The organism is Photorhabdus heterorhabditis, from assembly GCF_001280945.1.
Taxonomy (GTDB): domain Bacteria; phylum Pseudomonadota; class Gammaproteobacteria; order Enterobacterales; family Enterobacteriaceae; genus Photorhabdus; species Photorhabdus heterorhabditis.
Genome location: NZ_LJCS01000018.1, coordinates 1 through 22,080, shown reverse-complemented (window position 1 = coordinate 22,080; position 22,080 = coordinate 1). Strand labels below are relative to the sequence as shown.

20 protein-coding genes are annotated in these 22,080 nt (G+C 39.3%); 13 read left to right on the top strand and 7 right to left on the bottom strand.

All coding sequences use genetic code 11. The features are described 5' to 3' along the window. Window positions 1-34 precede the first annotated feature (34 nt). A complete protein-coding gene (locus tag AM629_RS08590; RefSeq protein WP_054478032.1) occupies window positions 35-3,286 on the bottom strand; it encodes a DEAD/DEAH box helicase in 3,252 nt (1,083 codons plus the stop codon). 285 nt (window positions 3,287-3,571) lie between these two features. Between AM629_RS08590 and AM629_RS08585 the strand changes: the two genes are divergently transcribed. Continuing rightward, a complete protein-coding gene (locus AM629_RS08585; RefSeq protein WP_054478030.1) occupies window positions 3,572-3,949 on the top strand; it encodes a hypothetical protein in 378 nt (125 codons plus the stop codon). Between the two features lie 292 nt (window positions 3,950-4,241). After that, window positions 4,242-4,367: a hypothetical protein gene (locus tag AM629_RS24980; RefSeq protein WP_262499949.1), complete on the top strand. Its 126-nt coding sequence runs from the start codon at window positions 4,242-4,244 to the stop codon at window positions 4,365-4,367. A gap of 470 nt (window positions 4,368-4,837) precedes the next feature. Here AM629_RS24980 and lysC read toward each other — a convergent pair whose 3' ends face one another. Further along, complete coding sequence (gene lysC / locus AM629_RS08580) at window positions 4,838-6,217, bottom strand: lysine-sensitive aspartokinase 3 (RefSeq protein ID WP_054478028.1); 1,380 nt, start codon at window positions 6,215-6,217, stop codon at window positions 4,838-4,840. 426 nt (window positions 6,218-6,643) lie between these two features. Here lysC and pgi point away from each other — a divergent pair, with 426 nt between their 5' ends. From pgi to ubiA, 3 genes are all read left to right on the top strand, one after another. Next, window positions 6,644-8,290: a glucose-6-phosphate isomerase gene (gene pgi, locus AM629_RS08575; protein WP_054478026.1), complete on the top strand. Its 1,647-nt coding sequence runs from the start codon at window positions 6,644-6,646 to the stop codon at window positions 8,288-8,290. 319 nt (window positions 8,291-8,609) lie between these two features. Further along, entirely contained in the window at window positions 8,610-9,122 is a 513-nt protein-coding gene (gene ubiC / locus AM629_RS08570) for a chorismate lyase (RefSeq protein ID WP_054478023.1), read from the top strand. A gap of 32 nt (window positions 9,123-9,154) precedes the next feature. Beyond that, on the top strand, window positions 9,155-10,009 hold the full coding sequence (ubiA, locus tag AM629_RS08565) for a 4-hydroxybenzoate octaprenyltransferase (protein ID WP_054478101.1): 855 nt from the start codon (window positions 9,155-9,157) through the stop codon (window positions 10,007-10,009). Between the two features lie 174 nt (window positions 10,010-10,183). Here ubiA and plsB read toward each other — a convergent pair whose 3' ends face one another. Further along, window positions 10,184-12,640, bottom strand: coding sequence for a glycerol-3-phosphate 1-O-acyltransferase PlsB (plsB, locus tag AM629_RS08560; protein ID WP_054478021.1), 2,457 nt, complete (start codon window positions 12,638-12,640; stop codon window positions 10,184-10,186). Between the two features lie 128 nt (window positions 12,641-12,768). On the opposite strand from plsB, the gene AM629_RS08555 reads away from it, so the two are divergent. Together AM629_RS08555 and lexA are read left to right on the top strand one after the other, a co-directional pair. After that, window positions 12,769-13,140 (top strand): diacylglycerol kinase, encoded by a 372-nt coding sequence (locus AM629_RS08555; RefSeq protein WP_054478019.1) that lies wholly within the window; start codon window positions 12,769-12,771, stop codon window positions 13,138-13,140. A gap of 119 nt (window positions 13,141-13,259) precedes the next feature. Then, window positions 13,260-13,865, top strand: a complete 606-nt coding sequence (gene lexA, locus AM629_RS08550) for a transcriptional repressor LexA (RefSeq protein ID WP_054478017.1) — start codon at window positions 13,260-13,262, stop codon at window positions 13,863-13,865. Between the two features lie 408 nt (window positions 13,866-14,273). Here the strand turns inward: lexA and zur are convergent, their stop codons facing one another. Next, a complete protein-coding gene (gene zur, locus AM629_RS08545) occupies window positions 14,274-14,783 on the bottom strand; it encodes a zinc uptake transcriptional repressor Zur (RefSeq protein ID WP_054478015.1) in 510 nt (169 codons plus the stop codon). Between the two features lie 219 nt (window positions 14,784-15,002). Between zur and AM629_RS08540 the strand changes: the two genes are divergently transcribed. After that, entirely contained in the window at window positions 15,003-16,145 is a 1,143-nt protein-coding gene (locus AM629_RS08540; protein ID WP_054478013.1) for a DUF1266 domain-containing protein, read from the top strand. A 215-nt stretch (window positions 16,146-16,360) separates the two neighbouring features. On the opposite strand, the gene AM629_RS08535 is transcribed toward AM629_RS08540, so the two are convergent. Together AM629_RS08535 and AM629_RS08530 are read right to left on the bottom strand one after the other, a co-directional pair. Continuing rightward, the gene (locus tag AM629_RS08535; protein ID WP_054478011.1) at window positions 16,361-16,924 is read right to left on the bottom strand and encodes a YceI family protein; all 564 of its coding nucleotides are present in this window, start codon (window positions 16,922-16,924) and stop codon (window positions 16,361-16,363) included. 102 nt (window positions 16,925-17,026) lie between these two features. Beyond that, a complete protein-coding gene (locus AM629_RS08530; RefSeq protein ID WP_054478009.1) occupies window positions 17,027-18,217 on the bottom strand; it encodes a lactate oxidase in 1,191 nt (396 codons plus the stop codon). Between the two features lie 530 nt (window positions 18,218-18,747). Here AM629_RS08530 and AM629_RS08525 point away from each other — a divergent pair. Further along, entirely contained in the window at window positions 18,748-18,954 is a 207-nt protein-coding gene (locus AM629_RS08525; protein WP_235525431.1) for a tail fiber assembly protein, read from the top strand. Between the two features lie 186 nt (window positions 18,955-19,140). Here the strand turns inward: AM629_RS08525 and AM629_RS08520 are convergent, their stop codons facing one another. Continuing rightward, entirely contained in the window at window positions 19,141-19,383 is a 243-nt protein-coding gene (locus AM629_RS08520) for a helix-turn-helix domain-containing protein (protein WP_072161848.1), read from the bottom strand. Window positions 19,384-19,825: 442 nt separating this feature from the next. Between AM629_RS08520 and AM629_RS08515 the strand changes: the two genes are divergently transcribed. Genes AM629_RS08515 through AM629_RS08500 form a run of 4 tightly spaced genes read left to right on the top strand, consistent with a single transcriptional unit; the run spans window position 19,826 to window position 21,898 of the window. Continuing rightward, the gene (locus tag AM629_RS08515; protein ID WP_054478006.1) at window positions 19,826-20,362 is read left to right on the top strand and encodes a helix-turn-helix domain-containing protein; all 537 of its coding nucleotides are present in this window, start codon (window positions 19,826-19,828) and stop codon (window positions 20,360-20,362) included. After that, complete coding sequence (locus tag AM629_RS08510) at window positions 20,337-20,669, top strand: hypothetical protein (RefSeq protein WP_054478004.1); 333 nt, start codon at window positions 20,337-20,339, stop codon at window positions 20,667-20,669. The genes AM629_RS08515 and AM629_RS08510 overlap by 26 nt, the downstream gene beginning before the upstream one ends. Beyond that, complete coding sequence (locus AM629_RS08505) at window positions 20,659-21,300, top strand: VUT family protein (protein ID WP_054478003.1); 642 nt, start codon at window positions 20,659-20,661, stop codon at window positions 21,298-21,300. Before AM629_RS08510 ends, AM629_RS08505 begins: the two co-directional genes overlap by 11 nt. Window positions 21,301-21,319: 19 nt before the next feature. Beyond that, entirely contained in the window at window positions 21,320-21,898 is a 579-nt protein-coding gene (locus tag AM629_RS08500) for a VOC family protein (RefSeq protein WP_054478000.1), read from the top strand. Window positions 21,899-22,080: the final 182 nt, after the last annotated feature.

The window sequence follows — 22,080 nt, the reverse complement described above, 5'->3', positions numbered from 1 at the left end:
GCTCTTCAAAGCTTCTGTTTCCTTAATTAACTAATCAATTAATCTGCGTTGTTTGTTGTAGCAATTCATTGGCAACCGAGAAATATTTGCAGCCAGACCAGATTTCTTTGCTGCCGACGATATAGACTCTTTTCTGCGCACGGGTGACGGCGACATTCAGTAGGTTAGGTTTAGAGGATGCCCATTTAGTTGCACCGCGCTTTTCAGTAGACAGTCCGAGTACGAAGATGACATTTTTTTCCTCTTTACCCTGAAAGGTATGGACGGTGCCGATTCGCTCATCTAGCCATTTATTTCGTCCATTGATGGGGGATAACTTTTCTTTTAGAAAGCTGTTTAGTTCCTTCTTTACGTGTTTAAAGGGGGAAATGATGTAAGCATCCGGCAGCTTTTGATAATGATCAATATAGGCTTGTAGCATGGTCAGGACATGTTGGGCTTGCTCGGGAACAAAATGTTTGCCTTCAGTGCAGCCCCGTACATCAAACCAACAACTTGGACCCCAGAAAAACGTCTCATCACTCCATGGATTATCCAGACCGTGCAGCATTTTGTTGTTGTAGGCGATCTCATTAGCAATACTGAACATAGGTTCATCACAGCGGCGGTGGACGCGTAACGGGCTTCCCAACCATGTATTTTTAGCGATCTGCTCTGTGCCGTAAGGATTTACTCTGTCTGCTAGGTTCTGTACTGACGTTATGGTCGGAGACCATAATTTCCATTGTTCACCGAGTTCGCGCTTGGCAATACCTTCAACAAAAGCGGGTGGAATGGTAAATACCGGTTCAATCTGTAATGGATCACCTACGACTATAGCTCGTTTTGCTCGCCATAGCGCTCCAACAGCTTGCTGAGGAGTTGCCTGGCCTGCTTCATCAATGAACAGCCAGCCAATATCCCCGTCATCTAGTGCGCTGAACTGACGAGCCACAGAGGCAAACGTTGAGGATACTACCGGGACGATCATAAACAGCAATTGCCACAAGGCTTTGGCGGCCTGTTTGTCTGCTATGCTGCCGTTAATCACATTCATGATAACGAGTAAGGAATCTGAGAGGTGGCACTCTTTGTAAGCGGCGGCAAGCCATGCCTGATGTAATTCAAGGGCTTTTACAGTAAGGCGGTTTCTGGCTTCATTCAACGCTGGGCATTGACCAAAAGCAGTGCGTTGAATGGCAGGAGCTTCCAGATCAGTATCTTGTCCGGTAAAAAGTACACTGGCATATTTCTCTTTAAGGATCATGCAGGTTTGTTGTTCGCTTTCCAGCTCGGCCTGTAAGTGTTCCCATGTATATTGATCTTTTTGATATTGTGCTTCCGTTTTATTACGGCGTATCGTCAAACCCGTAATGATGGCCCGTAAACGGCACCTATGCCTGATGCGCAGGTCCCACCAATTGATTTTTCTTTGATGAAGTTTTGCCAGGCGCGTATTCAGGCAAAGGATACGAAACCGTTCACGTTCTGCTTTCTGTTGCTGAACTCGGCAGTTTTCTTCTAATATGGGCAGGCCCTCCAGTTTTTTTAGTTCATTGAGAAGTATCTCAAGATCCTTTTGAGCTTGTTGAAACGCGTTCTGCGCCTGAGTAAACGAGGCGGTAGCATCAGAGCTATTTGCTAACTGTTTAATGGCAGCGGCCAGTGTACGGTATTGGTCGGCAGGCGGCGGGGCAATGCACTTTTCCGTTGTCTGGAAGATCGTCCGGGTACCAAATATCTCCCGGTTTTTTTGTTTACCCAGCGCAGCAGCAATCAGTCCCCAGCACTCTGTTTTTTCAGTTAAAGGAGTGATCTTATATTTATCCTGCCCGTCAGGCAGCTCATGAAAGGCCGCCAGTTTTTGCGCGACAGGTTTAAGGTAACTGATATCCTGCCAGGATTTTCCCAGACTTTTTATCTGGGGTAATTCCTGAGAAATATTCTCAACGGCTGCGTTATTGCTAGAAACAACAATCATTTCAAAGCCAGTGAGCGACGGTGACAAGCATTTAACGGTGCGTTGTTTGTCACCCGATGTAACCGTAATTTCATGGCTGAAAGCATCCGCAGCACTATTAAGAGCTGCCAGTACTTCTGCCCGTTTCACCAGATTGCTGGCAATAAGGTCACGAAGCATAGTTGTTTTTCCTGTTCCCGGCGGACCGTTGACAGAATAGAGGCCACTTTGCGCCAGTTCTTCCTCAATAGTGTTGATGGCAAATTGTTGCATCAAGCTCATGGAATGGGCGGTTTCGGTGGGCCAACGACCTAAGGGGAGTTTATTTAACCGCAACATTTCCAAGAGTAAAGGCTTACCATCAGGTTTCAGTAAATCCGGTTTTCTTTTTCCTGTGTCAGACAGATAACGTTCTAAAGGAGCATTAAACGTGAATCCGTCCCGTTTTATACATTCCATGATTCGTTCTATATCACGGATATAAAAACTGTTGAGAATCGTTATTTCCTTGGTTTCTTTTATTGAAGGAGTTGAACTTTCAGTTTTTAATTTATCGATATCTGTTTTCGCTATCTTCTTTAGTAAGGTTGATAGATGAGGTAATGAATTGATGTCCAGCTCAATATGCTTTGTACGGTTTTTTCTTTTCGCCTGAGTGAGCTTGATGTACAGGGCCGGAGTTGAGATCTCAGGGCTAAAGTCTGTCCACTCTGCCATCGATTTAAGAAATTCGATAATCTCATAAGTCGTCAATTTGGGAGGTAGCTCATATTGTTGTTTCAGGTTATCAGCTACTGCCATGACGTCGAGAAAACGCTGGCGCAATTTCTCCGTATCTTTTTCATATTCGCTTAGCGTAATGTTGTCGAGTCCGTTTTTTTCCAGTTGTCCTATAGCCCAGGTTACAGTGGAGAATGCAAAACTGTCTTTGTCAGCATATCCATCCTGATCGACATATAATGTAATAGAGCATGTCCGGCCTTCGTCCTGATTTTGTTCTTCTTTGTCATCGATGATATCTGGAAACGCACATTTGGCGCGCTCAAAGATTTCACTGCGATCGAAGATGCCGAAGTACAGCGTGTAATGATATTTTTTCGCAGGAGAGAAATTTTTCCCTGCGCGCCTTATTTGCTGAGGGTTAATCCATGGCAGGCAAGTGGGGTCCTGTAGCTCTTCTGGCGTTAACTTAATGACTCCTTCGGCTTCCTCTTCTAGTTCCTTTATATCTGTGGATTCAAAGAATTCGATTTTGTGCCAGTAATCCAGCACCCGGAGAGCCTGGCTACTATTGCTGTGTAAGGTACTACTACTGTGTAAGGTACTACTCTGATTTTTATAATCCATTGAGCGGAGATGTCCTGTCCTAATGATTTATGCTTTTAAATTATATTAACCTCTCTAATGAATCATGTTCAATCGGAAGATTTTGAAGACAAATCACTAAATTGTAAGGTGTTGTATAGATCGGCTCAGTAGTATATTGGTGAAATTTGCTCAAAGGGTAACATAACCAGGAATGCTGATATTGCGGTACCAACCTACGATAAATTTATTTGTGTTTTATGTAATTATTGTTAATATTATTTTTTCGGAAAAAGTCTTTAAAAGATGAAATGAATAGGAGAGAAAATGAAGAGTAATTTTTTCTTTGTTTTATTGTTTTCTTTATTGTCTTCAGCCTGTGATCAAAAAGATTTAAACAGGGATTTAGAGCCAAATGGTAGATTATATCCTACGGGTGTGGTTATTTCTGATTTGGGTGAAAGATTTACTGATATTTCAAGTGATTTTGAAATTAAACAAAAATGGTTGAGGTCAAATGAAGAGTCGCCTGATGTTTTTGAAGTAACAATAATAGGTTATGTTAATAGCAACCAAGTAAATTCTGTAGAATACACTTACACACTATATTATGTTGACGGAGATTATGATATACACAATAAAACCGTTAGCTGGTTATGTAAGAGTTTGAAAAGATATTCAAAAAAAGAAGGATGTATTGATTAAAAAAGGATTCCTCAAATGTCTGAATTACTCTCACTAATGCGACTCTACAATTAATGTGTGCGTAGAGTGAGGGAATACGGGACAGTTAGGGTATATTTTCTGTATTGGTTGGGTTTTTTTATCTTATTTTTTATATCTTGTTTTAAAGATAGAAAATGGTGGCTATAATTTATCGATTTTATTATTGTCTCAAATAAATATTTTGTGTTTTTTCTATTATTTTATACCAAACAAATTTGTTTGGTATAAAAAAGTAAAAATATAAATTTCACCTGTATTAATTGAGGTTTTCGTGGGTGCAGAATTAGGGGGTGATTTTTATGATAATATATCTCAGGCCATGGATTTATGGAATAGAAAAGCCAAAATGGAAAGAGCTAAGTTTAGTGCTATATTAAGGAATAAACATAAAAAATAAATTAAATTGTTTTTTAGTTTTATTTAAAGAGATTAGTTGTTTTGGATATTTTAATAGAACATTTACTCTATACCCAATAGATTTCAAGATGGATCGCGACGGTAAGGGAGCGAATCCCCGGGAGCATAGATAACTCTGTGACCGGGGTGAGTGAGTGCAGCCAACAAAGAGGCAACTTGAAAGATAACAGGTATATATTCATTAAGTCGCCAATGTTATATATTTATATTGATGAATTTTAAGTATAACTTGAAATTATATAGTAGATAGATTATTCGCCTTTTCTCCTTTTTTCTACATCAGTCGTGACAATGACTTAAGAATTCCGGTATGTTCAGAACAATCAACCGCGCCACATTTTTTCTCCTACACACGTGAGACTACCATTCTGCTTTATCTCTTAATCTAAGGATTGGATTAAGAGACAAATTTTAATCTAGGAAGGATATCAAGTACCTACAAGATCGTATTCATTCAAACAAACTCTGATGAAGAGTTTGAACGATTTGCTCGGCATCTTTGCCAGGAACAAGCAGGCATAGATTATGATTGCTGGCGCCATGGCTGATCATACGGATATTGAATGCTTCCAGCGCATCAAAAATCTGTTTTCCTAATCCGCTGACCTGAGAAAGTTGGTTACCAATAATTGCTACCAGAGCCAGATCTTCTTCCACTTCAACTCGGCATAGCGTTGAAAGCTCAGTCATAAGCGCATTGGTTAGCAGATAACCATTTTTGCTAGTGGAACCTGTTGTATCGAGCGTTAATGCCACATTTACTTCAGATGTGGTGATCAAATCCACGGAGATGTTATGACGTGACAAAATGGTAAATATTCCAGCTAGAAATCCTTGAGCATGCAACATCTTCAAGCTATGTAGTGTCAGTAGTGTTTGTTTTCGACGCAGGGCGATAGCACGGAATTGTGGTGGCGCTGTTGTTGTATCACAAACCAGTGTACCGCCAGCTTGTGGGTCCTTACTAGAACCAACAAATACCGGAATGTCACAACGGATAGCGGGCAGTAGTGTGGCCGGATGTAGAATTTTTGCACCAAATGTTGCCATCTCCGCCGCTTCATCAAAGGCAATTTTGTCAATTCGTTGGGCAGTGGGAACGACTCGTGGGTCAGTCGTGTAAATCCCCGGGACATCTGTCCAGATATCAACGCGTTTCAGGTTAAGGGCCTCTCCCAACAGGGCCGCAGTATAGTCACTACCACCACGTCCTAGCGTGGTGGTACGCCCTTTCTCTTCACGACCAATAAAGCCTTGAGTAATTATCAGGGTGTTTTGCAGGCGTGGTAAGAGATGTTCAGTTACTAGCGATTGAAGCTGTATATTGTCTGGTTCTGCGCAGCCAAAATGATCATCGGTACGCATAATTTTACGGATATCAAACCACTCGACATCTGTACCGCGTTGGCGGAGTAGTTCAGTAAACAACAATGTAGACATTAATTCGCCGTGGCTGACCAGTTCATCGGTCAGCGCATCTGAAGTTGCCAAAGAGGCTGCTTCGGAAAGCGCTTTAATGTTTTCCAGCAGACGGTTGATTTCTTGACGAATAACATCAGAGTCATGCAAACGGTCAACAATGGCGTGTTGAATGGTGTGGATCTGTTTCAGATAGTCAGTCCGTTTATCTTCGTCGCAACCTGCTGCCAACGCGATTAACAAGTTGGTAATACCAGCAGATGCGGACAGTACGACTAAACGGACTTCTTTATTTGCCAGTATGATGTTGGCACTGCTATTCATGGCATCGAAATTTGCCACGCTGGTACCACCAAATTTTGCGACTACATATCCGCTGATTTCTGGACATAGGGATGAAACAACACTCATTGCGATAACCTTCTGTTGACTGAATAGGCTTTTAGAAATATCGGGTTAACGGATTTGAGTCAATGTAGTGAATGGTTACATCAATATCTTTCATGATGACATTAGAATTATAAAAGAAATTGAGGGTTTGAGTATGTCAGAGAAAAATAATTATTTTTTATACCCATTATCATTCAAGTTGCCTCTTTGTTGGTTGCACTTACTCACTCCAGTCACATAGTTATCTATGCTCCCGGGGATTCGCTCCCTTGCCGTCGCGATCCATCTTGAAATCCATAGGGTATATACACATTAGCAAATAGAGCTAGAAAAAATTAATTGTTTTGACCAATATCAGTGATTAAAGGAAAAGAGACTTTAATCACAGAATTACAGGTTACAATCTTTACCTCCGTTTATTTACAGTCATTGATAGAGAGCATAGCCATGAAAAATATCAATCCTAGTCAAACTCCAGCCTGGAAGGCATTAGAACAGCATTTTGCGCAGATAAAAGATATTCACATACGTGAGTTGTTTGAACAGGACAGAAATCGTTTTGCTAAGTTCTCCGCGGCGTTTGATGACCAGATTTTGGTAGATTTTTCAAAAAACCGCATCACAACTGAGACATTGGAAAAGTTACAGGCACTGGCTAAAGAGACTGATGTTGTCGAGGCTATTCGCAGCATGTTCTCCGGTGAGAAAATTAACCGTACTGAAGATCGTGCGGTACTACATATTGCCTTGCGTAACCGCAGCAACATCCCTGTTATTGTTGATGGGGAAGATGTTATGCCGCAGGTCAACGCTGTATTGGTAAAAATGAAAGAGTTCAGTGAACGCGTGATTAATGGTGAGTGGAAAGGTTATACCGGCAAGGAAATTACTGATGTGGTAAATATCGGTATCGGTGGTTCGGATCTCGGTCCTTATATGGTGACGGAAGCGCTGAAACCTTATAAAAATCATTTGAATATGCATTTTGTCTCTAATGTTGATGGAACTCATATCGCGGAGACCCTAGAAGCACTTAATCCGGAAACAACTCTGTTCCTGATTGCTTCTAAGACATTTACCACGCAGGAAACGATGACTAATGCCCACTCTGCTCGTCACTGGTTTCTGAAAAGTGCCAGTGATGAAGCGTATGTTGCTAAGCATTTTGCAGCGCTTTCCACAAATGAGCAGGAAGTGCAGAAATTTGGTATTGATACCAAAAATATGTTTGAGTTCTGGGATTGGGTTGGTGGCCGTTATTCATTGTGGTCCGCGATAGGTCTGTCTATTGCGCTTTCTATTGGGTTTGAAAATTTTGAGCAATTGCTTAGTGGTGCACACGCTATGGATCAGCATTTTGCCAATACCCCATTTGAGCAGAATATCCCGGTATTGCTGGCGCTGATTGGAATTTGGTACAACAATTTCTTTGGCTCAGAAACTGAAGCGATTCTGCCATACGATCAGTATATGCATCGTTTTGCGGCATATTTTCAACAGGGCAATATGGAATCCAATGGTAAATATATTGACCGCAATGGTCATCCGGTGGATTACCAAACAGGTCCCATCATCTGGGGGGAGCCGGGAACCAATGGTCAGCACGCTTTCTATCAGCTTATTCATCAGGGTACTAAACTGATCCCTTGCGATTTTATTGCTCCGGCGATCAGCCATAACCCATTGAGTGACCATCACCGCAAATTGTTATCCAACTTCTTTGCTCAAACGGAAGCGTTAGCATTCGGTAAAACTCGTGAGCAAGTGGATGTTGAATTTGCTGCTAGTGGTAAAACGGCTGCTGAGGTTGAACATGTCGCACCATTTAAGGTGTTTGAAGGAAACCGCCCGACTAATTCCATTTTGTTACGTGAAATTACCCCATTCAGTCTGGGAGCTTTGATTGCTATGTATGAGCACAAAATATTTGTACAAGGGGCGATTCTCAACATCTTCACATTTGATCAGTGGGGGGTGGAGCTGGGTAAACAGCTGGCTAACCGTATTTTGCCGGAGCTTGAGGATGATAAAGAGATTGCTAGCCACGATAGCTCAACAAATGGGTTGATTAACTGTTTTAAAGCATGGCGTTAGTCATTTATTCCGAATCAGAAATTTAACCACTTTAATAAAGCGAATTATGTTCATCATAATTCGCTCATTCTCCTCAAACATTATTTACAAAATTTGCTATAACTTTTTATGCTGCATACTTGCACTGTGATATTCTCTGTGGCTGTTAATTATATTCCCGTCATCTTTCAAGTTGCCTCTTGGTTGACTGCACTCACTCACCCCGGTCACAGAGTTATCTATGCTCCCGGGGATTTGCTCCCTTGCCGTCGTGATGCATCTTGAAATCCATTGGGTATACAATCAAATAATAAGAAATTTGTTCATAGTGGAAGAGCGTATGTCAGCAGATTCAATACTAACAACAATGCCTATTCAATGGCTTTCGATGAACTCGTCTGATTTTCCTGATGAGATTTTAGATTGGTTGATGGAATTGGGTTCGATGACCCGACGTTTTGAACAATATTGTGACCATGTTCATGTTGTACCATTTAGAGAATGTTTTATCGCAGAGGAAGAAATTTCTGATGAAAGTGAACATTTACCAACTAGCCAAAGATATTGGCTGCGTGAGATCGTGTTATATGGTGACAATATCCCCTGGCTATTAGGTCGAACATTAATTCCTGAGGCAACATTAACCGGTCCTGATGAAAAATTGGTTGATTTAGGAACAGTTCCACTTGGACGGTATCTTTTTAGTAGTAATAAATTAACGCGGGACTATATTCAGAAGGGGAAACATGGAAATTGTTGGGCAAGACGATCGTTGCTGAGGTTATCAGGCAAGCCATTATTACTAACGGAAGTCTTTTTACCTGAATCACCTGTGTACAAAAGTAAAATCTAAAGTAAAGGGGAGAAACAGACGTGGCGGGAAGTATGGCACAAAGTAAATGGTGGGCTTATTGCCGTTTAGTGCGTATTGATAGACCTATTGGTTCATTATTGTTGTTATGGCCGACGTTTTGGGCATTGTGGATTGCGGGGAAAGGTATCCCGAATATGCACATATTATTAGTCTTTACTGCCGGTGTGTTTCTGATGCGTGCAGCAGGATGTGTAATTAATGATTTTGCTGACAGAAAATTTGATGGCTATGTAGAACGCACAAAGACACGTCCCTTGCCTAGTGGTGCTATCAGTGAAAAAGAGAGTAAGATCCTATTTGTCGTATTGGTGTTGATTTCTTTCGGATTAGTTCTGGCCCTCAATAAAATGACTATTTACCTGTCATTCGCTGGGTTGGCTTTGGCTTGGTTTTACCCCTTTGTTAAACGGTTCAGTCATCTTCCCCAGTTTGTACTGGGGGCCGCTTATGGCTGGTCTATTCCTATGGGATTTGCTGCGGTTAGTGAGTCCTTACCATTAGAATGCTGGTTATTATTCCTGACCAATATCTTGTGGTCAGTTATTTATGATACACAGTATGCAATGGTCGATCGTAACGATGATCTAAAGATTGGTGTTAAGTCTACCGCTGTCCTATTTGGTCGCTTTGATAAGCTGATTATTGGTTTACTTCAATTAGCTATGTTACTGATTCTTGCGCTGGTGGGCTATATAATGAACCTTGGTGGCATCTACTATTGGTCGCTATTGCTTGCTGGTGCTTTATTTATTTATCAGCAGAAATTGATTTCAGAGCGGGAAAGAACACTCTGTTTCCAGGCATTCCTCAATAATAACTATGTTGGTCTGGTGTTATTCCTTGGTATCTTCTTCAGTTACGTCTGATATACCTGTTATCTTTCAAGTTGCCTCTTGGTTGGCTGCGTTCACTTACCCCAGTCACAGAGTTATCTATGCTCCTGGGGATGCGTTCCCTTGCCGTTGCGATCCATCTTGAAATCTATTGGGTATATATCTGGTGATAATGGAAAACCCCCATTATCACCAGTATTCCCAAAATTACACTTCTTTAGTTATTTCTTCAGTATCGTTGTGCTCTGCTGGCAAACTGACACTCTCAATAGTAAGACGAACTTCTGGTGACATCAGTTCACTCAATACCTGATACAATTCCTGAGTATTAGCAGTGATCACATCACCACTATCACTGATATAGCTTTCTTCACGCAGTGTATTTACCGAAGTTGTAAATACCGCTTTATCGAAGAATTCAGGGGCGTTAATACCATGCAATACAGACAGACGTTGCGCCAGCATCCGACTCTCTTTTTCTAGCATACCCCGGCTGATTTCCGGATTGGCATTCAGTAAAGAAAGGGTAATAGCATAACGTTGTAATGTTTCACGAACACCTGCCGCCAGTAATTGCAATGAGCGGATACGTGCTGGGTTCAGTACCAGCATACCTTGCTCTTTGTTGCAGATAAGGCACTGGCGGGTAAGTTCATTAATCAGAGTATTAACTACTTCTTGCAGATCTGCTTTGTTGTAACGCATAAACAACTCTGCTTTGAGGAGTGGATAAATGATTGCTACTTGGCTTAGCAACTCCTCGCGGCTGATACGGCGATGATGAATGACGATGCTGGCAATCAGTGATGGCAGTACCAATAAGTGCTGAATATTGTTGCGGTAGTAGGTCATCAAAACTGCACGGTCTCGTGGCAGAGTGATGATATCGCCCATACTATCTTTGTCTACCTCGAACTTATCCATTTGCAGAGCGTGTTCTAACAACTCTTCTGCGGTTTTATTGGGTACCGTGACATCCGCAGTATAAGGCGCATTCCGCATGAGTTGTATATAACAATCCAGTTGCTCAATTAATTGCTCACGAGTAAGTGCTCGCTGACGTGATGAAAGAAGAGCGGTTGCGCACAGGTTGATTGCATTAGCGGCAGCAGCATTGTTGATGTTCACCATAATTTCCCCGGCCAGTTTGCCGACTGTTGGGGCAACCCATTCTGGACGCTGGAATTCTATTGGATCAATAGAGTCACGCCAGTCAGGGACATGGTAATTAAGGTATTGGATCAGCGGGATAGGTTCGCCAAAGTTCACATAGCCTTGTCCCAGATTACGAAGTTTACGTAAACCACGTATCATCTGGAAAAAGCCTTCTTTTTCTTTAGTTGCGCCACGCAGTTCTTTCGCGTAGGTAGCAACTTCCATCACATGCTCGTAACCAATATAAATTGGAATGATCGTGATTGGACGTGATTCACCTCTCAACAATGCTTGTAACGTCATGGTCAGGGTGCCCGTTTTGGGATCGAGCAAACGACCAGTTCGGGAACGACCGCCTTCCATAAAGTATTCGACAGAATAACCGCGTGCAAATAACTCACCCAGATATTCACGGAATATCGTGGAGTAGAGTTTGTTACCTTTGAAAGTACGACGGATAAAGAATGCACCCAAACGGCGGAATATCGGTCCTGCCGGCCAGAAATTCAGGTTGATGCCTGCGGCGATATGTGGCGGCACCAAGCCTTGATGATAGAGTACATAGGAAAGTAGCAGATAATCCATATGGCTACGATGGCAAGGAGCATAAACCAGCTCGTGACCGTCCTGTGCCAGACGACGGACCCGCTCAGCATTGTGAACGTTGATCCCCTGATACAGACGGTTCCAGGTCCAACCAAGTACGCGTCCTGACAGTCGTAGAGTTTCATAAGAAAAATTAGCAGCAATCTCTTCCATGATGTTGATAGCATTCTGTTGAGCTTTCTCATGTGAGATTTTCTTGGTACGAACCTCATCGGAGACGGCTTTTTCTATTGCTTTCGACGCCAATAACTTATTAAACAGCTCTTGACGAACAGGTAGGCGCGGACCTACTGCCGCCAGACGCTGACGAGAATAGTGCATCCGTGCCACACGAGCCAGTTTATGGGCAATCGTCTTGTCAGTACCATGCTCAGTCGCCATATAGCGCAGAGATACTGTATTGGAAAAACGTACAAAACTATCCCGGCCCAGCCAGAGAATGGCAAAGAATTTCTGGATACCATTCAGTAACCGTAGATATGGGGTGCTTTGCCCTTCACGTCCGGGTGAACGGCCAAACATGACAGAAACTGGCAGCATCTGAATATCCAGGTTTGGATTATTGCGATGCAAATCCAGATAATCATGGAAAATTTTTACAGATTCTTGCTTTGGTGCGTAATAACGGAATACGCGTGGGCCATTATCAATAAAAACATAACCGGGAAGTTCAGTGTCACCTACCTCCAGTGGATTTAAAGGGTCTGGCAGATCCTGCTCCAGGCATTGCTGACGTAATGTCAGTAAGTCTGCTTTGGAGTGATACGGCAACACGTACAAGATTGGACGTGTAGTATCGAGCCGCAATTCAGTGATGGGATCTGTAGGAATAAGTTTGCTCTTTACCAGTATTTTTAGTGGTAAATTCAATAATTTATAATATATTTTACGCCAACCTGACATAAATAACTAAAGCCTCTTGTTAGCAATAGGTCGCAAGCATACCAGAAACAGTTGTTGAGATCTGTTGAGTTAAGACAATAATAAACATGAAAAGTGGCAAACAACTTCATATAGGATGTGAGCAATTTATGAAAAATCAATCCGTGGGACTGACCCGTATTATTAAAGCAACAAGATATTCGGTGAAAGGTATTAAGGCTGCATGGCAGAATGAAGCTGCTTTCCGGGAGGAAATAATCGTAGCAATATTGGCTCTGATTGTTGCCTTTTATCTGGATGTCAGCGTAATTGAACGTATTTTACTGATTGGTTCAATTATGTTGGTCTTGATTATGGAAATTCTGAACAGTGCTATTGAGGCGATTGTTGATCGTATTGGCAGTGAGTTCCATGAGCTATCCGGTCGGGCGAAAGATATGGGTTCTGCGGCAGTCTTTTTGACGATTATTCTGGCATTAATTATCTGGAGTACAGTTCTTTGGCAGTTTTTCATGGGTTAATTTCGATTAATCATCGATCAATGTATTATAATTGGCTGATTTTCTGTCCTGACAGGTTCCCAATTGCTATTTACCTGTATATACTCACAGTTTGACTGTATAAACAAACAGGGGGCGAAGTGAAAGCACTTACTGCAAGGCAGCAACAAGTTTATGACTTAGTGCGTGACCACATTTCGCAAACGGGTATGCCGCCAACGCGCGCTGAAATTGCATCACATCTTGGCTTTCGTTCACCGAATGCGGCTGAAGAGCATTTAAAAGCGCTGGCTCGTAAAGGGGTGATAGAGATTGTTGCCGGGGCGTCCAGGGGTATCCGTTTGCTGCTTGAAGAATCTGGTTTACCGTTGATTGGTCGTGTTGCCGCAGGTGAACCACTGCTGGCACAGGAGCATATTGAAAGCCATTATCAGGTTGATCCTGCATTGTTTAAACCAAATGCAGATTTCCTGTTAAGAGTCAGCGGAATGTCTATGAAAGATATTGGAATTATGGATGGTGACCTGCTGGCTGTGCATAAAACACAGGATGTTCGTAATGGGCAGGTTATTGTTGCCCGTATTGAAGATGAAGTAACGGTAAAACGTTTTAGACAGACTGGGAATAAAGTTGAATTGCTGGCAGAAAACTCAGAGTTTAAACCAATAGTTGTTGATCTACGTGATCAAAACTTAACAATCGAAGGGTTGGCGGTCGGAGTGATTCGTAGCTGTGGCTGGATCTGATAGTAATATATTAAGTCACTGTTTTTTGAGTGATGATCAGGACATTGTAATATTCCGGCAGAATCATGTTATTGAATGTATCATTACGATTGTCTTAAACGTGATTCTGCGGTTGTCTTTTTATCCTGATAGCTGATTTGTAGCAAAATTAAGAGTCTAACTCAGTAGGTGTAATTATTGCGGCTGTTCTTGTGAATGAACAGTGAATACAGACAGCACAGCAGAATGGAGCGTACACAATTGGAGTGTACACATAGTAATAATATGCGAGGATGACTCGCTTCGTTCACCTTTCTGACCGTATTAAAGTGCATGCAAAAACTAAAGCTTTTGTCTGAGTATTGCCCGGGTTCATTTTTTTGCAACCAGTGGCAAATAAAGTAGCCTATTGGGATAAGTACTGACTGCTTATTTCTTTTTTACCTCAATGCTGTGGTCATGTTGGCATTCATCCCGTTCAGAGCAAGATTCAATCTCTTCACAAGGTGAACACAATCCGTGAGCTTCAATTACTGTATGACGTAAACTGAATCCGGCAGTTTTTGCTAATTGTTGAATAGCAGATTCAACGGCACCGCCATCCCGTTCTGAAACCGAGCCGCAGCGGTCACAAATAAACATCGCTGAGGTGTGGCTTGGTTGTTCAATATGGTGGCACAGCACATAACTGTTGGTAGATTCTATTTTATGAATAAATCCCTGTTCTAGCAGAAATTCCAGTGCTCGGTAGACGGTTGGGGGTTTAGCTTGTGGTTCTGCTGCTCGCAATAAATCCAGCAAATCATAAGCACTGATTGCTCCAGGTTGCTCTGAAATCAGACGTAAAACTTCAAGCCTCTGTGGGGTAAAGCGGACTCCCCGAGCCTGGCAAATAGCTTCCGCCTGTTCCATTAACTTTTTTTGATTAACGAGTTCCATTGCGCCCCTTACAACCAGCATGATGACAATGTTGTGATGTTATCATGTTTCTACGATAGAAAATATTATCCAGAAAAGTTCATCGAGATTGTCCCCTGATAGAGTTAATTTGGTTAAATTGGTACTTAGCCACAAAAATAATGTTTCTTTGAAGTTTGTGATAACACAGATAAGAATTATCATGTATGACAGGTAATTTCCGAAAAGGAATCATTTGTGATGAAAAACCTTTTACAAAATCAGCCTCATTACAGACAGTTCCCTGTTAAAGGTTATCAGATAATAAAGAATATTATCTGTGAGAGAAGAAAATCTCCTTTTATGCGTTTTTTATATTCAGTCATTAATATTCTATTTTTGATTGCGATATGTATGGGGATTATATTATCTGTAGCAATTATATTATTAATAATAGGTGATGTATCTTTTCCAGATGAAGACTATTTACTTTTGGCTAAGGTAGGAAGTGTAGCATTATTGGTAGTAATGTTACTGTCTGTCATTATTTATCGTATTATTAAACGTCCTGAATGGGAGCAACGGCGTTACTATCAACAAGCGGGTTTATCTCTTTTACCGGAAGAGAAGCGTCAGGTATTGCGGTTGAATATTGTCAGTGACTATTGGTTCGGTTTTTGGAGTGAAACTTTGGAACATTATCCTTTACAGTCACGTGTTGTTCATGACGATTATTGTTATTATCTGTTACCATTATCAGCTGCCCAGGAACATCAATCCCAATTATATAGCGACTGGGGAATTATTGATGAAGAAGGTTATATGAAAATGATAACCACCTTATGGGATGGGATACATTCAAAACATTTTGTTGTTGATACTGCTCTTAGTGATGGAAAAATATTTAAAATTCTTGCTAAATTAGCTGAGGTAACACCTGACTATATTCGTAAATGTTCTCAGTCTGTTAATGGGCGTCCACCGGCATTGGTGTGGGGATTCGATTTATGGCTTGCAATCGTTTTAAGTCGTAACTGCTTTTGTGCTGATTATATCAGTGAAGAAATGGCATGGAAAAATATGCTGAAAACCGCTGATTATGTTTATGAGATTTTCGGTAGCTTTGATGATTTTTATATAAACTTTCAATTGGGAAATGCTTACTGGAATAATGATTTTGATAGAGCTAAAGGGAAGTTAGAGCAATTTAATTATTATAAATTGTATTGCGATTGGCCAATCGCTAATCTTCCATGGCCTGAACCAAAAGGCATTATTATGGAACGCCAAATGATGACCGGTTTCTCTACATTAGTTGAAGACGCTTTACGTAGTAGAATAGAAGAACAGAAAATTTATGAGATAGATATCGATGAGTCACTTGCATCTCGTGTACTGCATTAATATTTATACCCGTTATCTTTCAAGTTGCCTCTTTGTTGGCTGCACTCACTCACCCCGGTCACATAGTTCTCTATGACATAGTTATCTATGCTCCCGGGGATTTGCTCCCTTGCCGTCGCGATCCATTTTGAAATCCATTGGGTATATATGAAACATTCCCCCTTAAAGGAAACTTTAAGGGGGAATAAATAATTAATATAGAAGATAATCACCCATTATTTTTTTGCAGCTTCGACTTGAATATACAAATCGACTTGTTTGCTAATGCCTTCTTTAACCTGGTAATTCATTCCCCATTGAGTGCGGTCTAATTGAGCCTGGAAATCTCCACCACAAACTTCCACCTTAAGAATTGGGCTTTGGTAACAGTTGAACTTTGTTGCATTCAGGGTAATAGGGTGTGTTTGACCCATTAATATGAGATTTCCATCAACACTTTTAACTTTATCTCCTTCGAAATTCCATTTTGTTGAAACAAAACGAATGACTGGATATTTTACTTCATCAAATAAATCAGTGCTTTTTAAATGATTATCAAATGATGTTGAACCGCTATTGATATTTTTTATTGGAATGGATATATCGACGATACCTCTTTTTTCTGCTGGTGAGAATTCTATTTTACCTTCTAAATTATAAAAACCACCGTGGTTAGTGGTAGTAGCGAAGTGATCTATCTGAAAACGGGCGTTGGTGTGATTAGGATCAATGACATATTCCGCAGCTTGAACTCCAGATGTAAAGAGGGTAGCAGCAAGTAAAATAAAAGATTTTTTCATTATAAGATCCATCGTTTATAAATGTAATGTAATTTGCCCCATTTCCTGAAATTACATATTTCAAATGAAACGGGGCTGAGTTTTTTATCAGTTAGTTAAGAGCTAAATTAGACTGATAAATTTTTTCTCGATATCTTTAATGGCTGCACATCCCGCCAGTTTCATACTAAGTTTGAGTTCATCCTTAAGTAGATTTAAAACGGATGTAACGCCTAGCGCTCCGCCTAATGCGAGTCCATATAAAATTGGTCTGCCGATAGCGACAGCTTTAGCACCTAATGCGAGAGCTTTAAATACATGAACGCCGCGGCGGATACCTCCATCTAAATAGACCGGAATTTTAGACCCAACAGCTTCAACAATGCCTGGTAATGAAGTGATTGCTGCCGGGACAGTATCCAACTGTCGGCCACCGTGGTTAGATACCTGAATAGCCGAGGCTCCGTAGTCAACACATTCTTTAGCGTTTTCGGCAGATTGAATACCTTTTACGATAATTGGAAGGCCCGATTCTTTGGCAAGAAACTCTAGATCTTTGAAATCAAGATCCCGTTTAAATATGGAAGAAATCTCTTTTAATGTTGCACCAACAGGAGCATTAGGGATGTTAGGAAACGGAAGTGAATTTGGGAAGACAAATTTATTACGTTTATCGGCCTCCCTGTTACCATTCCATTCTAAATCAACCGTAAATACTATTGCAGTGGCGCCCATAGCTTTAGCCCGGTGTATCAGTTCACGGTTAATGCCCATATCTTTGGTAAAATAAATTTGGAACCATTTGGGGCCATTACTTATCTTGGCTATCTCATCAAGAGATGAATTAGACAGCGTTTGTGCAGTAAACAGTGCACCAGCATCGGCGGCTCCTTTAGCTGTTCCCAATTCCGCGGTAATATGAGCCAGCCCATGTGCTGCCATTGGAGGAACGAAAATAGGTATATCCACTTTGCTGCCGAGTAATTCGGTTGTTGTGTCAGGATCTTTTACTCCTGCGAGATAGCGCGGAATAATTTGGTAATTATCAAAGGCTCTCGTGTTTTCACGTAAAGTCCATTCATCACCTGAACCACTGCTAATATAACCAAAATGAGAAGCAGGGATCAATTTACGAGCTTCTTCTTCTAAATCATAAAGACTAATAATATCAAGTGCTTTTTCTGTATTACTTGCTTTATAAGCTTCTTGCAGTTTTATATTAGCAGTTGCAGCGTTGGTTGAAGATACCGTGGATAGAATACCGGCAGCAGCAAGACTTAACCCTCCAACCATGACGTCTCTTCTTGATGGCATACAATTCTCCCTTACTTAAAGTAGGCTTATAAGTATTAATAATCGAGCTATCTACATATTTAAGAATAGACCTATTTCTGGATAGTTCAGGTTAATAAATACTTAAGAGTATTTTTATGAGTTTGTAAAGTTTACTTGTGTTATTGGAGTTTTAAATTTTTAATTTTGATTAAAAAATAATTTTATATCATTGCAGCATGAGAATGATTACTTATGCCAACATATTTACGCTGAAACAGAAAAATCGCTAGAAGGTAGGAGGAGCGAACGTTGAATGTAAATAGGTAGTTTGGATATATTTTGGTTTCAATGGAAGATATTTTTTTCATAAACTATATTAAAATGATTAATCGTATTTAGTTATAAAAATCTTTCATCGTCCTTTATTAGAAAGAGTCTGTGATTGAAATGAAATCTAAAAATAATATTCGATGATAAGGTGGATATTTTATTTTTATCCTTATTAACTCAGGGTTTTGTTTAATGAAAGCATTGGTTTTTCCTTAAGGGAGAACTTATGAGTAATAAAAATGATTTTAAAGCCTTATGCTAAACTCAAAAAACAGCAATTAATGGCCGAGGCAACAAATAAAATCGCATTATTACAGGATGCTATCGATTTAGATATTGCCACGGAAGAAGAGAAATTGGCTTTATTGACATGGAAGGAATGCAGAGTGATGCTTAATCGGATAGATATTTCACAGGAAATGGATTGGCCTGAACTGCCGGAGTGATAGAATAAAATCTGAGTTTCCCCCAAAATTAATCGTGTAGTTTTCTGGGGGATATAAAACTTTAATTGTCAATTATCTGCTATAGATTAATTTTATTTTCTTTAATCAATAGCCCTTCCTTCACTATTAATGTAGATTATGAAAAACACGCTGATTCATTTCTATTTTTCTCGTTATACTTCCCTCTTAAAGTAATTTGTTCACACTATTCGTTTTATTTTTGTAACGAGAAGGCCATATTTCGGAGGGAAGCAACCCCAAATTTGTGGCGATTATTGCTTCTCCTTTTGGCCATTGGCGGTGTAATGCATTACTCAGTGTGGATGATGCTAACCCTGCTTTGCGAGATACGGCTGAGAGGGTTGTTCCTTGCTTTTTTAAAGCGGCAATAATATCAGCGGGATGCCAATCTTTTTTGTCCACAATAATTCTCCAAAATTATATAAGTATTTGTACAATTAATTCACTTCCATAGCCAGTAAGACTGGTTATCTGTGTATGGTTAAGGTGAGTTTTCAGCTGTAATAACCCCAAATTTAAAAAATATAGCTATTTCAAATAAATATAATACGAAAAATAACCTACAAATATACTTAAGAAAATTTTATAAAATCTCAATAAGTTTAATGTAACTACTCACACATGAATTTTCAACAAGTATTTTGTATTTTAATAACAAATTTGTAGTTCTCATGGAGAAATTAACGTATAAATTGCTAAAAAATAGATAAATTTTTCATAATGTTAGTTATAATCTGGAGTTATTAAGGTATTGCATAATACTAGTTGTAAGTATAGCCATATACAGGGAAAGGATTTATCAATAATAAATCTATAAAAATATTAAAAATCAATAAGATAATATTAATATATGAAAAATCTTGCAGATAGATTGAAATTTGTACTATATAAGCTGGATATTTCTCAGGCGGAAGCAGCAAAGCGCTGCCGATTGGCTCAGCAATCATTAAACTACATTATTAGAAATAATCTTGATGAGTCAAAGCTCTCGAACAGGATCGCGGAAGGGTTAAATTTGAATCCAGAATGGTTGATTAGTGGTAAAGGAAATTTTCGTAACCCTGAGATATATAGGGTCCCTCTGATAGATAACTATTTTTCTCTCGGATTATACATCAGAGGGCAAGAGTTAGGAGAAGATACTCAATATTTGCTTACAGCCCGGTTCTTGGGTAATAGACCTTTTGCGAAACAAATTGAGAAGAATAAGATCGCTGTTTGTTGCTCAAAGGAATTCGAGATTGAATCTGTATTTTTTCATGAGTATTTATATGTAACAGAAGATTATTGCAAGGTTGTGGAAAGTAAGGATTTATATGATCAAAGAAATGTCTATACTATTTGTGAATGGAGGATTTATAATGTCGATTTTTCGCAGAGTAATTGATTATTTTTATTATTTGAAGGATTTATTGAAAGAAGAAAGTTTGCACGTAAAGATTGACAGTTTAAAATTATTTTCAGGAAATTTCTTTGTTTCTTATCATATTAACAAGCATGATATAAACTCGTCAATGGAATTAAGAAGTTTTGCAGATAGCTATTACAATAATTTGGCAACGAGTGACAAATTATTGATGGTAAAATATCTTACTTATTATGATGTTTTCTTAAAATTGTTCAATGATGGAAATTGTACAGAGAAAGAGTTCTTGGATAATATTAAAATGGAAATAAAGAAAGATGACTTATAATCGATTGGGAACCAGAAATAGATCTGAATTTTATAATATTGTTTTTGCTTCATTATTTATTTGTTTGTCAATTACTTCACATTTGATTGCTTACAGGTTAGTGAGTGTTGGTGATTATGTAATAATCCCTTCCACGGTTACTTACATGTTATGTTTCTCCATGGTAGATATTTTCTCCAGCTTTAATGCAAGAAAAACAGTCCTACTCATTATAGCATTAGAGGCAATCACTAATTTAATTATGATTTTGATCACAAATATTGTAATTTCGATGCCTTATCCTGATGTTTTTGAGGGGAGTATGGATTATTATAATACTTTTAATCCAATTTCTAATTTGTTTGTTGCTAATATATTTGGTTCATTCGTAGCATTTGTTTTAAATTCTATAATATTTTCTTATTTCTACAGAAATAAGAAATTGTCTTTTATAACATCATCAATACTCTCATTTGTAGTAGTTGTTGTGGTATATACAACCATAACTGATTATTTGGCTTTTAATGAAATGTATTCTGATATAATATATAGTCTTACTTTAACCAATATGGTTACTAATTCTGTTTTAATAATTTTTTATTCTCTCATTTCAAACCAAATTGTACGTTATATAAACAGAAGATTAATATAAACTAGCGGAGAAAAAAGTAATGATAAACTTTAAAGGATTAGGTCATATTAATATCGTCGTAGATGATATTCAGGAAGCAATTGATTTATATAGTAATTTATTTGGGGCGATACCAAAGCAATTATTTCCTCATTTTAAAAATAGTGGCTTTTCAAAAGCGGCTGGTTTCATTGATAACGCTGATCAGGTGGATGTATCAATAGCATTCCTGGAAATTCCTGGGACTGGGGTTTTTATTGAACTGATGGAATATCACAATCCAACCGGAATAAAAAGGATTGAGTTAAAAGAGGCTAATGACATTGGTGGTGTTGGACATATTTGTTTTAGAGTACAAAATATAGATAGTGTATTTGAGCACGTAAAAAATTTTCCTGATGTCAGATTGATAAATTCATCACCATTATATAAAGCATATAAGATAGATGAAATCACTAGTGATGAGTTTATGTTCTTTAATGAGGAAGATGAAAAAAATACTGATCTAAAACAAGAAACCTGTAAGATTATAGGAAAGATCAGGTATTTTTATTTTATAGACAAATATAATATTCAATGGGAATTTGAAGAAGGGCATGATGATATTGGGTCTAATTGAGTCACTCAAGAATATAATTAATTGAGTACGATTGGATTAATTGATAAATATACATGTAAATATTTTATCATATTTGCATGTATACCCTATGGATTTCAAGATGCATCGCGGCAGCAAGAGAACGCATCCCCAGGAGCATAGATAACTATGTGACTGGGGTAAGTGAACGCAGCCAACAAAGA